This is a genomic window from Paenibacillus guangzhouensis, assembly GCF_009363075.1.
Lineage (GTDB): Bacteria > Bacillota > Bacilli > Paenibacillales > Paenibacillaceae > Paenibacillus_K > Paenibacillus_K guangzhouensis.
This window is the reverse complement of record NZ_CP045293.1, coordinates 1216690-1232878: the sequence shown is the minus strand read 5'-3', so window position 1 is coordinate 1232878 and position 16189 is coordinate 1216690. Positions and strand designations below refer to the sequence as shown.

11 protein-coding genes are annotated in these 16189 nt (G+C 43.7%); all 11 read right to left on the bottom strand.

Translation table 11 applies throughout. The annotated features are described in order from the left end of the window. Nucleotides 1-224: 224 nt before the first annotated feature. A complete protein-coding gene (locus GCU39_RS05435; RefSeq protein ID WP_193726775.1) occupies nt 225-518 on the bottom strand; it encodes a WXG100 family type VII secretion target in 294 nt (97 codons plus the stop codon). 63 nt (nt 519-581) lie between these two features. Then, the gene (locus GCU39_RS05430; RefSeq protein ID WP_152392575.1) at nt 582-893 is read right to left on the bottom strand and encodes a hypothetical protein; all 312 of its coding nucleotides are present in this window, start codon (nt 891-893) and stop codon (nt 582-584) included. A gap of 40 nt (nt 894-933) precedes the next feature. Continuing rightward, nucleotides 934-1644: a hypothetical protein gene (locus GCU39_RS05425; protein WP_152392574.1), complete on the bottom strand. Its 711-nt coding sequence runs from the start codon at nt 1642-1644 to the stop codon at nt 934-936. Between the two features lie 46 nt (nt 1645-1690). Continuing rightward, the gene (gene essC, locus GCU39_RS05420) at nt 1691-5680 is read right to left on the bottom strand and encodes a type VII secretion protein EssC (protein WP_152392573.1); all 3990 of its coding nucleotides are present in this window, start codon (nt 5678-5680) and stop codon (nt 1691-1693) included. Nucleotides 5681-5709: 29 nt separating this feature from the next. Beyond that, nucleotides 5710-6936 carry a hypothetical protein gene (locus GCU39_RS05415; protein ID WP_152392572.1) on the bottom strand — a complete coding sequence of 409 codons (1227 nt, stop codon included), beginning with the start codon at nt 6934-6936 and terminating at the stop codon, nt 5710-5712. 298 nt (nt 6937-7234) lie between these two features. Next, nucleotides 7235-8515, bottom strand: coding sequence for an iron uptake transporter deferrochelatase/peroxidase subunit (gene efeB, locus GCU39_RS05410; RefSeq protein ID WP_152392571.1), 1281 nt, complete (start codon nt 8513-8515; stop codon nt 7235-7237). Nucleotides 8516-8527: 12 nt separating this feature from the next. Then, complete coding sequence (locus GCU39_RS05405) at nt 8528-9763, bottom strand: EfeM/EfeO family lipoprotein (RefSeq protein WP_152392570.1); 1236 nt, start codon at nt 9761-9763, stop codon at nt 8528-8530. Between the two features lie 19 nt (nt 9764-9782). Next, nucleotides 9783-11264, bottom strand: coding sequence for an FTR1 family iron permease (locus tag GCU39_RS05400; RefSeq protein ID WP_152392569.1), 1482 nt, complete (start codon nt 11262-11264; stop codon nt 9783-9785). 141 nt (nt 11265-11405) lie between these two features. Continuing rightward, a complete protein-coding gene (locus GCU39_RS05395; protein WP_152392568.1) occupies nt 11406-12185 on the bottom strand; it encodes an MBL fold metallo-hydrolase in 780 nt (259 codons plus the stop codon). 177 nt (nt 12186-12362) lie between these two features. After that, on the bottom strand, nt 12363-14432 hold the full coding sequence (locus tag GCU39_RS05390) for an ABC transporter ATP-binding protein (RefSeq protein ID WP_152392567.1): 2070 nt from the start codon (nt 14430-14432) through the stop codon (nt 12363-12365). 12 nt (nt 14433-14444) lie between these two features. Continuing rightward, a complete protein-coding gene (locus GCU39_RS05385) occupies nt 14445-16187 on the bottom strand; it encodes an ABC transporter ATP-binding protein (protein WP_152392566.1) in 1743 nt (580 codons plus the stop codon). Between the last annotated feature and the right edge of the window lie 2 nt (nt 16188-16189).

Sequence of the window (16189 nt, the reverse complement as noted above, 5' to 3'; positions counted from 1 at the left end):
CACCTAACAAATGTCATATACTGTCGAAATATGGTGTATAAAACAAATTTATTAGGTATATTTAATCTATGCCTTTTTATTGCAATAATTTGAGCAAAAGTTATACAGCAGTCCTTAGAACTATCACATGACTTTAGGTGGATATTTGAGGTGAATTTTGTACTTACCCTTCCAATTAATGAAAAGAGACTATGCACGATGCATAGCCTCTGTTGTTCGCCATATTAGAATCCTTGAGCTGCTTTCTTCACAGCTTCATCAGCTGCACGATAGTGATCCGATGAAGTTTTAAGGAACTTCGCATACTCTTCTAACATTTGTTCGAATTTTTTAAATGTTGGTTCAAGTTCATGAAATCGTTGTTCATATTGTGCCTGAGCATCACTTTTCCAAGCTGCCGATAATCCGCCTATCGTAGTTTTTGCTTGACCAATAAGCGTATGGAAATTGTTTTTGTGTTGATCCATTTCCCTTGACTTCTGATTAAGACTTTCATACGAGACTGTTAAATCTGCCATAAATGTCATCCCCTTTGATTCGTATATTATTTAAACTCTTCCTTGAAGAGAGTAAACCAGTTATTATTTCTTTCTTGAAGAAGCTGCTGCTGCTGCTTGGGCTCTTGCACGCTCAGCTTCTCGACGTTGAGCTTCTCGTCGTTCAGCTTCAATCTCCTCGTTTCGTAGCTGTACTCCGTAAGCGTGAATACTACTCTGTAAAGATCGAAGTGTTTGCGCGTAATTATTCATGTTTTTAACCCATTTTTCCGTATTCTGTTGAAACTCTAGTTGCCCAAAATTACTCCAGTAACTTGAACTATTCTGCGTTTTCTGCTTCATCTCACTCGATACTTCTTGCGATCTTGCAATTAATGGAGCTAACTTGGCTTCCATTGCAAATACTGTGCTTGAATGCATCTCATCATTCCCCACCTCAAAGGATTTGGTTAATCGCTTGAACAACCCATTGAAGAGAAACAGGATTCAGCGAAGGAGTTAGAGTACCATCTACCTCTTTATCTACTTTTATTTGATAGAGCATAGAATCGGAAGTCGTAAAACTTACTTCGCGCTCTGCTACAATCTGCTCATTCTCCAGGTGACAACAGTGAATGCTACAAAGGCTAGAAATATTCTCTTCAATTTCTTCGATAGAGAGATCTTGAGAATCTATTGCCTCGTCAAAATCATAATGCTGTAGAAATCCACTTCGCTCAATCATGGTTGCTTGTAATTCATAGATTGCTCGCAACGGACGAAGTACACATTGATCCTCTTCAACTTGCATTTCTAACGTCGACCCACCATAAACATAATAGTGATAGGATTTCTGTTCTTCCGATTCATTTGTTTTTTGCAATATGACTCGATTACAAAAAGCTACTGCTGAGATGACGTCATGAACTGCTTGATCCATTTGAACGGTTCCATCGAAATTCACACGAAGAAAGCCTTTGTTCTCAAGTTTCTGTTGAATGGACTCAAATCGTTGACGCAACTCGCTTTCATGCAAATGATCGAAAGAATATTCTATACCTCTAAGATTTGTTCCACCTATAAGAGCTACGAGATAAGCAAGTTCACCTATCGAAAGCTTTATGTCAAAATCATCTTCATATTCCAATAAGATCATTCCTTGTAACATATTAGTATAATAGTCAATTATATCTTATTCGTCAAGATCTTCCATTTTACGACGGTAGCTTTAACTTATGCTTCTGGTTATTACGCAGTAACCAACCTACATGTTCACCCATCTCTTTACTCTGCTCTTGATATGGTATACTGCTATATTCTTGACTGAAAACGTCATGTTGCTGTAAGGTTGCCCCAGATACAATCGTGCATTTACGATCGATAAAGGCACTCATAAAGGCATACTCATGCTTCAGACGACTAATATCCGAAGCGTTCGCACAGACAAAAAGATAGATACCAAGACCTTTACCGAATCTGGCTATTCGTTCTAACGCAAGTTCAATCTCTTCATTCAACATACCGCTGATTTGTTGAACATCCGTGATACAAATAAAAAGACGAGGATATGTGTTAGAAATAAATGTAAATTCATCAAAAAACTCATCCTCAGGAATTAATGCCGCAGCTTTTCTGCTTGCATCCTTGCGTTGCTGCAATTCATTAATGATACATTTTGTGTAATCCTGCAATTGTTGATTAGTCGAAACATAGGTGTGAATCGTATCAGATCGTCTCATTGTTGGTACTAAAGGTTGATCTACACCATCGATCATGTGAATTTGAAGTTGATCTTGAGCTATGGAACGATTCCATATGGTAACCATCGACTGTATCATCGGTTGCACTTGATCCGAATCCGTATATGAATATATACAGCTAAAGAAATCAATCAACCTGAAATATACTGGTGCTGTTGTCTCTAAGTTCAGACCAATCGGGAAGAGCTCTGATTCGTCTTTTTCCCTGATACCTTCTTCTTCAACTCGTTCCAACAGTTCGTCCGCGCTTAGGATAGTTGGAATTGATGGTACCTTCCGCGCTCTCTTACCCTGCCAGTTCTCTCCGATTTGTTGTGCTAATTCACGCAAACGAAGCGTTACTTCTTCATCGGAATCACCTTCACAAGGTAGCGCCGTTTGGAACTCTAACGGAACATCAAACTTAGCTAAGCCTCTCCCTGCGACTTGATCTGGCTCAAGTCCCTCTGCACGGCCTACTAGAGCATAATAATCCGATTTGTCTGCCATTTGTAAAGGAATATGCTGACGTACGTTTTGCGATAATTTGTAAGAAAATGTATTAGATGCCGTTCCCGTCATAATCAAGTGGATTCCATAATTGCCACCTTCTCGAACAAAGGTAATGAAATGCGCGACCTCATCACTATAGTTCTCTGAGAATGCGGTATAGTTGTCCAGGATCACGACGATCGCTGGGATTGAAGCTTTAGTCATATTTCGATAAGATGTAATGTTCGCGATACCTAGAGAGGAAAATAGTTTTTTCCGATCATCCAACTCTTGCAATAGCATTTTAATTAGCTTATTTAACTTGTCCTCATCTTCAACAAATAGAATATCCCCAAAATGAGGTAATTCTTTAAAAACAGATAACGTGCGAGACCCAAAATCCAAAATATAAAAATTCAATTCATCCGCCGTATAGCTGGTTGCTAATGAAGTCATGATCGTCTTTAAAAGCGTAGTCTTCCCGCTACCAGGGGCACCATAAATAAGAATATGACCATCCTTCGACAAATCCGATTGAAAAGAAAATTGATTCTGTCTAGCAGGATCGTCTACCATCCCTATTGTCATCATTAAGCCTTCTGTTCTTTGGATTGTTTGTTCCCCAATAGAATTTGGAAGGTTGAAGCAATCCTGAAGCAGTAGTCGTTCAGGCAATGGTTCTGACCATAACGGCTGCACCGCTTGAATATGATTCTTCTCTGCCGTATGAATAATCTGCTGAACTACCGCTTGTAATTGTGTAACCTGATCTACCTGTTGCTTGCTTTCCTTCTGCTGCCAGCGTGTCTCATGACGCGCACCATTCAGACCAATTTGATATACTTGCATATCGGCTTCTTCTTGTTCTAATTGATACGGAGCACCGCTCCATGCCGATTGGAATAATGAGAACACTTCGTTATTCCCTACCTGCAGGTAACCGCGCCCCCGTTCTTTGATTTCCGCAGCTTCCGGACGTTTGAGCATCTCTTGACTATCAGATATGTCTTGAACTTTCAGACATAATTTAAATCTGGAGTTGCTCCATATCTGATCATTGACTACACCTGAAGGCTTCTGTGTTGCAAGTACAAGATGAACACCTAGACTCCGTCCAACACGTGCTGCACTAATTAATTCATTCATGAACTCCGGTTGATCCGATTTGAGTTCCGCGAATTCATCGACGATAATAATCAAATGTGGCAATGGAATCTTAGCATCACCTTCACGATATCGCAGAATATAATTATCAATGCTGTTCACACCTAATTGGCTAAATAGTACTTGGCGACGTTTTAGCTCACTACTAATTGAGACTAATGCTCTATTAATTTGATTACCTCCTAGGTTCGTAATTGTTCCAATTAAATGTGGCATACCGATAAAAGCATTCGCCATCCCTCCACCCTTATAATCGACGATTACCATTGCAACTTCGTGTGGATGATAGTTTACGCTTAAAGATAGAATTAAGGATTGTAATAGCTCACTTTTTCCTGAGCCTGTCGTACCCGCTACTAGTCCGTGTGGTCCAAAAAACTTCTCATGCATATCAAACATAAATAGCTTTCCACCCGCAGATCTTCCAAGAGGAATAGACAACGAGCGGTTTGATTGATTTTTATTCCAGCGTTGTATAATATTCAGATCTTTTACATCTTCTGCTTCGAAAATATCTAAGAAGGTTACCATATTAGGAACCTTATTTTTACCGCCTGTTTCTTTTAGTCGGATTGGAGCTAATCGGCGAGCAAATTGATCAGACGTTTGAACATTAACATAGTCCAACTCAATTTTTTTCTCGAAATCATCCGTTTGCTTGGTCAAATCTCGCCGAATGAAACCCTCAAGTTCGCCCGCTTCGATAATTGTCTGACAATTGAGCGGCAAATCCAGATCTATCCTTTCGGACAAGAACACACTCGTAATCCCTAATGAAGGCTCGTTCATAAGAAGATAATTGAAAAACTCTGTATTTTCTAACAACTCAGGTTCCATTACGAAGAAGATATAATGCGGAAGTCGAGTCTGGCTTGTCGCCTCCGAATACCCATTTTTACGAGATTCGCGAGATTTCATTAATGGGTGCAGCTCTTCAATAATTTTCAATAAACTCATCTGATCCGAAGCCATATAACGTACCGTACGATCCTCATTCCATACATGTGGAAGCCATCTCACCCAGTCCCAATGCTCCTGCTCTTCTTGCGAAAAAAGAAACACCGTTTTCACATCATCATATCCATGATGAGTAGTGAGATGAATAATCATTGCATTAATTAGTTCTCTTACTCTAGCTCGATTTCCAACAACTCCTAACAATCCAACCTCACGCAAAGGAAGTGCAAATGGGACGCCCGTCACACTGCTTACCAAATCACATCTTTTCTTTAAATCAGATAGTAATGCGTTTTCTCCATCAGCAGCTGTACTGATAGGTGGAAATTCGGCCTGGATTTTTAGCAATTGCGCCCCCGTACCCAAGCGCACGTGTAGAAAATCATTTTCAATGGAGGTTCTTTCCCAAAGATTTTTCCCCAAATTGGCGGCGATATCAACACATTGAACAATGGTTGGATGAACAAACTGCGTAATTTCTCTTTGCTTTACATTCGCTTTCTCCAGCGTTTGAACCACTGCCGTGCTGTATTCGCGATATTTAGATTTTTTATCGTTCTCTTTTTTCGTATGCTTCCGAATCGTTGATAGATAGTTCGTGACCGATACGACTAATGAAACGCCAGTCATGCCTATCGCAGAAAAAAGTATTGTTTTTGATTTCATGAGCATTGCTGAACCGAGCGTCACACCTAACAACGCAATCGGCGGAAACAATATACTAAACCAAGATATCGAGGGTTTTTCCATTTTTCCAGGAGCTGATTCGATGCTAATAACCCCTGTATCCATTGGCGGTATGATACGTGGTGTCCGCTGAATCAGTATTCCTTGTTTTTCTTTCGTTATCATGATACAACCCCTATCTTCTTTAATTTCTATTAAGGAATTTTAATGAACAATCCAATTGTAATCGAGATAATGGATATCAACGCAGCTGAACCGATGAAGATCCAGAGTCCTTTTTGACGAATATGTAATCTTTTTTTCGCTGTAAATAATTGACCTACCCATTTTACAACAGTAGAATCTGGACGAAATGGATCATTACTATACGGAATCAATAAAGCATTAACATCTGGGTAGTGCTTGATTATTTCTTGTTGAACATCCTGCTGTGAATTTTGTAAAAGCAATTTACTAATCTTCCGATCAATCGCAGCCTTTTGTACAAATTTATGTAACCGATCAATCCGCCATCTAGCACCGTCAGCTAAAAGTAACGGGATATGGGTTCTTGACCATTCAATAATTCGATCATTCTCAGGAATATGGTCATAATGTTCGTACCAAAAAATGATATGTGTATAATGACTTTCCATTAGATCATGATAAGTCCATGTCGTGTGCGGACGCATATAGTCCACGCCATCGAAACCAAACACCATCGCATCGGGATCTTCTTTTGCACCTTCAAATATAAGTTGTTCAATGTTGGCAATGTCCCTAGGCGATTCACTACAGACCAACGGCACATAGCCTAATTTCACTAAAGACGAAGCTAATACAAACACCGTTTGACTTGCGTCAACTTCTACATCGGCTGGACATAAACCTACAAAAACAGGACCATGTAATACATTCGTATTCGTACCGATTTGTATAGCTGTACGATCTTGATTCACAGGAACCGGCGCTGTCTGAGCACTCTCCATAATGCGCTTTGCGAGTTCAGGATTCTCCGGGTTTGAATTAGAATCCTCTTCCTGCTTCTTACTTCGACGATCTTTGTATAACTTAAAAAAAGACTCCTTCGAAGTGGACTCTTCCGATTTTCTTACTTTAGTTTTTTGGGATATCGTTGGTTGAACAGGAATTTCAACCTCTTCTTGCTCTAAATGTTCACTGACTTGAATATATCCCCCATCCATAATGGACGCTTCACTAATAGATTGCGACAACTGAAGTGGAATCCATTGCATGTCTGGCCCAGAGACCATCACATCATAAAATATCTGACTTCCCTCATCCTCTGTTCTTATTGTCTTCAGATCTAGCAGATTCAATAATTGAGAGAGCAACTCGCTAATGGGAATATCATCCTGAAGACTGACATCGATCTTTTTATTTGGATTCTTAGAATCAAATAAAGTGAGCTCGATTTGCATTTGTATACACCCCTTAGATATAATTCTAAAAATAGGTATTTATTCACTTATTTCGACAATCAATAGGCAAAAAACACCAATCTCTCTTACAATAACAGAATTTTTATATTAGGTAAATGATTTACAATGTATAAATTTGTAACATTTTATCAAATAAAGATTTAATTCGATTATTTACCTTGCCTCCGAAAAATTACAATTTCTATCAAAAATATATTCTTCATCAATAACAAAAAATCCACAACCGCATCGGATCGTGGATATTGTAATTATCTTAAACTATTCTATTATATAACCCTTAGCTAAATAACCCCTCGCCAATGTAGCCATTCGCATTCTTCACGCCAGGTGGAACAACGAAATAACCCCCACCCACCGTCTGCGTATACTTCATTAGCTGATCCAATTGCTTCGCATTTGTTAACCGGTTCTGGATCGATTCGAATTGCGTCTTCATGTTGCGGTTGAAGCAGATGAACATCAGTCCTGCATTCATGCGGCCAACTTCATCAAGACCATCCATGAAATTATACCCGCGTCGAAGGATGCGTTCCCGCTCGGATTGCTCTCCGTTACGCGGATTTGACAACCGAATATGGGAATCAAGCGGTGTAACTTTACCATTCGCATCATCCTTAAAATTCGGCTCATCATGCTCATTGATTCCGTCCATCGGAGCACCTGTAATCTTCTGCCGTCCAATCGTATCTTCCTGCGTCTTATAAGACAGTTGATCCCACGTCTCAATCCGCATCTGAATCCGACGAACGACCATATAACTCCCACCAACAAGCCATGAAGGCGCATCGCTGGCGTTCAACCATACATTGTTGTTCATGAATGCATCATCGTTCAAACGTGGATTATTCGTGCCATCCTTGAACCCGAACAAGTTCCGCGGTGTCCCCTCCGGCTTCGTCCCGGACTGCCCTGTGTGCTGCCAGCGCATGTGTGCAATCCCACTCGAAGCAATCGATAGGTTCCGGATCGCGTGGAAACAGACGACGGGATCGTCGGCGCAGGCTTGCACCACGATATCCCCATGCGTTAATGGCTCTTTGAGCGCATCGAGATGAAAAATCGGCATTTGCCCGAATCCTTTGGGTTTCTTACTGGATAGACCGAGCTTGTCGAATAGACTCGCGCCAAAACCTATTGTGATCGTAAGCTTCGAAGGGCTGAGGCCAACTTCTTCGCCTGTATCCAGTGGAGGAAATTTTGCGTTCTGCGCCTGATCCATCGGCGACTTCCCTGTTGTCATTCTTGCGATCATTTGCGTCCATGTCTTTAGCAGATCCTTGACTTCATTCCGATCTTCAGTAAGCAGGTCAAATGCGGTTATGTTCAAGAATTGTTGTGCTGGTGTCACGATACCCGCTTGATGAACGCCAAAAAACGGCTCCATTTCGGGAGCTGTTTTCGGGTTCGTTGCTGATGTTGGACTCGATGGGGTCACGGGCGTTGGATCCACCACACCCTGCACACGGCTAGGCAGATCGATCATATTACCTATGACAAGTCCTGCAGCGCCGGTAACCGCCATGCCTAGAAATTTGCGTCGACTAAGTTGTTTAGACATGTTCCTATCCCCTTACTGTCCTAGCGTTCCTGGCAATTTAACCAAAGGTACAGCCAAAGCTTCTAACTTATTTTTAAGATCCATTTGCTGGGTCTGGCTTAATTGATCAAACGGTGTAAATACGCCGTTAGGCGAGTAGTCGTCAATTTGCTTCAACACGGCTTTCAAGTTCTTATCAATCTTCTCTTCTAATGCAGCATCCTTCTTTTTCAACTCGGCACGTAGAAGCTCGAATATTTTCTCAGCACCTTCTACGTTCGCTCGAACGACTGGCAGCGTCGCTTTACTCCAGCGCTCTTCTTCTCCTGTGATCTTGCTAGATTGCGCTTCCTCCATCAATTCGCCCACACCTGTAACGAATAAGGTCGGATCGATCTGCATCGCAGCGATCTCTTCACGCATTTTCTTGCCATCCTCAAGGAGCCGCTCTGCGTACTTGACTGCTCCCTTCGTCTCTTTCTTCACGAATAAGAAATGCTCAAGACGGTGATAACCTGTGAAATTCTCATCATCTGCACTCGCAAAATCATCGACGCGTGCATCCATCGTTCCATCTAACTCCGCGAACAACTCAATAATTGGCTCGATTCGCTCATATGGATAACGAGCTTTGACATATTGATCTTGGGACTTCTTCAAGTCGCCGCCTTTAATCTCTTTGAGTAAAGCTTCAAGGCCGGTAACCAACTCATCTCCCTGCGCTTGCACGTATTTCGCATATTCCTTCGTTGCTGCTTGAATCTCAGCGGATTGTTCCAAAGAATCTTTATTTACCGCACCTTCGCCGGATTTGAGCGTATCGCTAAGCGTCTGCAATGCCGGAAGGAGAGAATCATTCAATGTCATTAATACGTCAAATTCCAGTTCCGTTTGTTTGCCTCCAGCAATGAATGTATTTAAATATTTCTCTACATTTACGTATTGATCTGGTAATTTGGTTTTTACGTCGTTCTCGAAGGAGAGCCACTCTTCTTCAATCTTCTTCGTCAGTTCTTTGACTTTTGCCTCATCCTTCCCTTCAAGCGCTGTCTTCAACTCTCCGGATGTGGCGATCATACTGTCCGTTCCCGTCTGAGGATCTACCGTGGCTTCTGTCGGCTCGTTAACAGTATCACTCGTCTGCGTCGCTTCCGTAGAAGAAGCGTTCACATTCGCCGTATCCTCTTTCGTTCCACATGCCGTCAATGCTGCTGCGAATAATGAAATGCATACCAGGAAGGATGCAAGTGTTAATTTTGTATTTTTCATTCTCAGTGACCCTCTCTTATTAACCCGAAATCGGATTTATCATTTTTTTCTTAGACTGAACACGTTGATAGATAAGTACAATGATGGCAATTGCTACGATGATGAACTGCGGGATCGCACTTTGCCATGACGGATAGAGTGCAATGAAATGGATGCTTGGGAGCGGTGCTTCTGTCGAAGGAATAGCGCCCGCAAGTTGTAATCCGTGAATACCCATGCCTGTAAATTTGAGGCACAGATAGAATACGATAATACTCGACACGATGAAAAATGGACGAATTGGGAGCTTCACCCCAACCGTAAGCATCAGGTAAGCCACAATCCCTAGCACGCCAAAACCGATGAGAATTCCTAGAATCAAATTCTGCATGGATATTTGGTTCACCATCCCGATCAAGAACAACACAGTCTCCGTCCCTTCACGGAAAATCGCTAGGAAAGAGAGAACCCCAAGCGAGATCATCTGTCCCGTCTCCATCGCAGTACGGCTCTTCTGCCCAATATACTGCTGCCAATCCTTAATACTCGACTGCCGATGCAGCCAATAACTCATGTATAACAGCATGACTGCCGCGATAATCCCGGTCCAGCCATTGATAATGAAATTGTTCTGACCAAATGCGCCGGATGAGAATACGAATTTCACAATCACAGCAAGGATCAAGCTGAATAATAAACCAGCAGCTATCCCTGTCCAAATCCAGGTCTTCCCTATCTTACTTTCTGGGCCTGGGTTGCGCTTCACAAAAGCAAGCAATGCCCCGACGACGAGCAGTGCCTCTAATCCTTCACGGATCGGAATCATGGCCGCATCCATCATCGTATACTCGGTCTTCGATGCAAGCGGTGTCAAGTACGTTACCATATTGGAAATGGTCTTCCCTGCACCTTCGAGATCGCCCTGCTCGAGCATGGCTTGAATCACAACGAGATCACGTTCGGAATCACTATATACGGTACCTGATTGTGCCACGACAGATCCTTCGACACTTAACCAGGATTGTCTCGCTTCCTTAATCTCACTTAGCGCTGCATCAACATTAGATTGATCGACAGCCCCTTTGGTCTGCTGAAGAATCACAATAAAATCAGACAAAGTGATATCCTCTTGCTTAAACCCCGCTCCAGCGGTATAACCATTCGAAATATATTTGTTATTCACAGCTTGTAGATCTGTTAGTGCCTTAACTAGATCTTCTTTCTTACTCTTGATCGACGCATAATCGAATTGTCCCATCGCCGCTTCAATATCCGCATAAGCCGCTGAGGAATCTGGCTTAATATTGTTCTCGATCTCAAGCCATGTTTTGCGGAACGCTTCAAAACTCGCCTTCGCAGTCTCTATGTCACCTTTTTCAACTTCGGATAACGCACGGTCAATGATCTTATTCGCTTCCACAAGTTGATCTTGACCTTTAGTTGCCGCCATTGCCGTCAATGGACTCATCACGAGCATGACGATGAAGAGGATCGACAGGACGGGCTTTAGCGCTCTTTTCATACCTTTCGCCTGCCTTTTTCTCTAGTTTGACAATAAAAAAAACCGACAATGAGAATCATTATCGGAGTTTAGTGTACTGCTCGTGTTTTTTTCTGTCAATCATTTTTTGCTAGAATAATTCTTATATAAAAATGATCTGATTTATCTCATAGCAAGCGAGATCTTCATTCCCGTGCAAGCTAACGTAATCTGAGCCGGAAGCTCATAGTTCGCCTGCAGATCAACCCCATGACCCATATGGGTAAAAAATACGCGATGCGGCTGAATTTCTTGAAGCAGTTCCATCGCTTCTACCATATCGTAGACTGAACGTGTGTGATAATCCGCTTCCTCAAAATAGAAATTCGTACCCAAGATCAAAATGTCCAAGTTCATGAGGAATCGCTTCTGCTCCGCATCAAGATTGATGGCATCCGAACAGTACCCTACGCGCAAAGCTCCCTTCGTGAGACGATAAGCATAAGATGTCCCGTTCTTCCCATGGCACATGATATGTGGCTCAATTGTCCATCCCCCAAACCGGATGCCTTCCGCCGTAATCGGGTGAAATCTCAGCTGCCTCGGCAGCCAGGGGAACTGATCGCAGATCGTCTCGAGCACCTCCAGCGGACCATAGACATCCCCCTTCTCCCCTGTCCATCGGCACGCATCCGCCCATTCTGGCATTCCAGCGATATGATCAAAATGCGCGTGTGTAATTAGGGCTGTCTGAATGGATCTTTTTTCGAGCAGCTCCATCTGCGTAACCCAATCCGGCCCACAATCAATCAGCAGATCACCGTCTAGCGTTCTGAGCATCACAGAAGACCGGTATCGTCGATTCATCCCTGTCGTACGCGCCTCCTGACAGACTTCGCAATCACAATATACACGGGGAACCCCCATTGAATCTCCAGTCCCGAGGAAAATAAGTTCGTCCATTGGCATTCTTCCTTTCAAGCAGTAGCAATAACGATATGATAGGCATGACCAAATCTTTCTCTCTTAGTCTAGCATGTCGTTTCACAACGGATCAATCCGAGGAGCAACGATGACATCAAAGAAAAGCGTCCTAAGGAGATGTACTCCTCAGAACGCTTTTTAACTACATGCGTGCAATTAGCCTACATAGGAAGGTGTTACGGTTGGCGCCGCGGATGCGGCAGGTTCTTGCCCGCTTGCACTGCTTCCTTGCTGTAATTGATACATTTGATAATAGCGGCCTTTATTCTGCATAAGCTCCTCGTGATTGCCCTTCTCTACAATTTCACCGCGATGGAGGACCAAGATCTGATCCGCGCTTCGAATCGTCGATAGACGGTGGGCAATGATGAACGTTGTACGTCCTTTCTTCACAACATCTAGTGCGGATTGAATGACGGCTTCCGTCTCCGTATCAATGTTGGCTGTTGCTTCATCTAGAATGAGAATAGCGGGATTGAACGCCAATGCACGCGCGAATGATATAAGCTGCCGCTGACCTGCTGATAAGGTGCTTCCTTTCTCAATAACCGGTTCATCGAAGCCCTTCGGCAAGTTCGCAAGGATCCGTTCCGCCCCAACATCACGCAGTGCTTTCTCGATCTGCTCGCGGGTAATCGATGGATCTTCCAGACTAACATTGCTTGCAATCGTACCTGTAAAAAGGAACGGATCTTGCAATACGATCCCCATATGCTGACGGAGCAGCTGCTTCGGAATGTCCTGTACATTGACGCCATCCACGGTAATGGCGCCCTTCTGCACATCATAGAACCGGAACAAGACATTGAGAATCGAACTCTTCCCCGATCCCGTGTGTCCGACGAGCGCGACGGTCTGACCTTGCTTTGCTTCGAATGAGATATTCTTCAAGACATATTCCTCTTCCTTATAAGCAAAAGAGACATTATCGAACTTAACGTTCCCCCGATAGCGGTCTAAGCTGCCTTCCGCAACATCCGTTCCTGGTTGATCCATCAATTCGAACACGCGTTCAGCAGATACGAGTGCTTGCTCCAACTGTGCGAGTTGGTTCACCATCCCTACGATTGGCTGGAACATCCGCCCAAGATAGTCAACGAAGGCATAGATCACACCGAACGAGATCGCCCCACCGATATCAAAAGAGCGGCTGCCGAAATACCAGATGACGACGGCTAACGCCAAGCTGCGCAAAACATTGACCAAGTTATGCGACGTGAGCGCGTTAAGGTTCAACATTTTCGTACGATAATGATAATGCTGTTCGTTCATCTCTTCGAATTCTTGCTCTGTGTCCTTCTGACGTCGGAATGCCCGAATGACGGTCATCCCCTGAATCGATTCGTTGATCAATCCATTGATGTCACTCAGTTTCGAACGAATAATACGGTTATATTGCGTTGCGAATCGGCGATACACATAAATCCACAAGATGAGGATTGGAATAATAATGAGACACACCAATGCTAGTCGTACATCAAGTAAGAATAGTGCTACGAATATCCCAGTAATATACACCGTTCCTGAGAAGAAGTTCGCAAGCACGTTCACGAACAAATCCTTGACGGCTTCGGTGTCGTTCGTCACCCTCGATACCACTTTGCCCGCTGGCAGTGTGTCGAAATAATTAATAGGTAGACGATGAATCTGATTATAGACGTCCATCCGCATCTTCTGTATAACCCGATTCGCAGAAGTCTGAAGATAATAGATCCGTCCATATTCGAAGATACAAGCAACGATTAATAAGGCGAGGTATCCGCCCATCAGGATGAAGATCCCTCTCATCTCCGGCTTGTAGAATCCAATCAGCTCGTTCACAGAGACCTTCTCAGCCGCATACGTTGCGACCTCGCCATTCGCTGACCGAATCTGAAGCTGGCCGTCAGCAAACGTGCGCTCACCCGTCGCCTGCACCGCTTCATTCACGAAGACGAATTGTCTACCGACTTGGAGTACACGAACTTCATGGCCGGACTTCTCTCCCGATTCCAAATGATCAGAGCGTTTGTAATACTTTCCTTGATATTCAACCGCATCCTTACTCGATGCATTCACTTCGACCCATGACCTCTCAATGCCAAGAATATGATTGTCGATCATCGTCTTCGCGATGAAGGGTCCAGTCAATTCTGCAGCAACCGCAACAGCGAGCATGAGAAGCGCTAGGATAAATGTTTTCTTATAGATTAGTGCATATTGATATAATTTCTTCATGACGTTCATGGTCTCACCACCTTACGTTAAGTTAGCTTCCACTTGCTGACGGTCAAATTGCTCTCGATACCATCCACCTGCCGCAAGCAGCTCTTCATGGGTGCCTCGTTCCACGATTTCCCCGTTATCTAATACAATAATCATATCCGCATGCTGTACCGCTGAGAGTCGATGCGTCGTAATCAACGTCGTACGCCCTGCACGTTCCCGCCGGATATTCTGAATAATTCTTGCTTCAGTCTTCGCATCAACCGCAGACATCGCATCATCCAGCATTAAGATTTCGGCATCAGCAATCAATGCGCGCGCGATCGATACCCGCTGCTTCTGTCCGCCGGAGAGGGATACCCCTTTCTCACCAACAATGGTCTCTAAGCCGTCGGCTAATGTATTGATATCCTGCAAGAAGGAAGCAGATTCGAGTGCTTGCTGTACATCCTGTTCGGATGCATCGCGTCGACCGTACTTAATATTTTCACGTACCGTTCTGGAGAATAGAATCTGTTCCTGTGGCACGTATGCTATCCATTGATTGATTTCTTCCAGTGAAATTTCGTTCAGTCGAGTTCCAGAAACCTTGATTTCCCCCTGCCCAATCGGATATTCACGGAGCAATTGCTTCATGAGCGTCGTCTTCCCGCTTCCCGTCTTGCCGACAATACCAAGCGTCTGGCCACGTTCCAACGTAAAGGACATCTCTTTTAGGTTATCTGTCTCTGACATCGGATATTTGAATGTCACTTGATTAAATTCGATCGTGTGAGGGACGCCTACCGTCTCCGTTCGATCTGCATTTTCAACGTCAGGTGTATAGGACAACGTCTCATTCACCCGGTCTAGCGATGCTTCACCACGCTGCATCACGTTGATCAATTCACCAATCGCGAACATCGGCCAGATCATCATCCCCAGATATACGTTGAAGGAGACGAGCTCACCGAGTGTAATTTCTTGATGGAACACGAGGTAGGCACCATAGGCCAGACCAATCATATAACTAATACCGACAAGAATCTTAATGGTCGGTTCGAATAGGGCATCGATACGAGCGACGTCCACATTTTTGCGGAATACATCATCGGTCAAGTTCGCGAACCGACCCTCATCTGCTTTCTCTTGCACATAAGCGCGAATGACGCGTACACCCGAAATTGTCTCGAGTACTTGATCGTTGAGCGTGCCGAACGCATCTTGCGCGATCGTAAAGCGTTCATGAATCTTCTTCCCATAGATGCTCATCGCAACCGCAATCAGCGGGAACGGCAGGATCGCTGCCAAGGTCAGCTTCCAACTGATCATAATCCCCATCGTAAATAGAATCGTGAGCATGAAGAAGCTGGAGTCAACGATGGTTAAGATACCGAATCCAACCGTCGTCGATACGGCTCCTAGATCATTCGTCGCGCGAGCCATCAAATCACCCGTTCGATTCTTCTCGAAGAATGTTGGCGTCATCTTCAACAAATGCTTCATGAAGCGCGTGCGTAAGATTCTCTCAATAAGGAAAGATCCGCCGAAAATTTGATACATCCATGAGTAACCCATTACGTAGATCACGACCATGAGTCCTAAGAAAAGGAGTAGAAACTCCGTTAATTTCCCTGCGGTAAATGTGCCCTGCTGAATTTGGTCAATCGCCTCACCCATCAGCTTCGGCGGCACCATCTCGAACAGTCCGACGACGATGAGCAGGATAATCCCTACAATGTACCTTTTCCGATACATTTTGAAGAACCAACCTAGTTTAAATAAAATCGAAAACATGT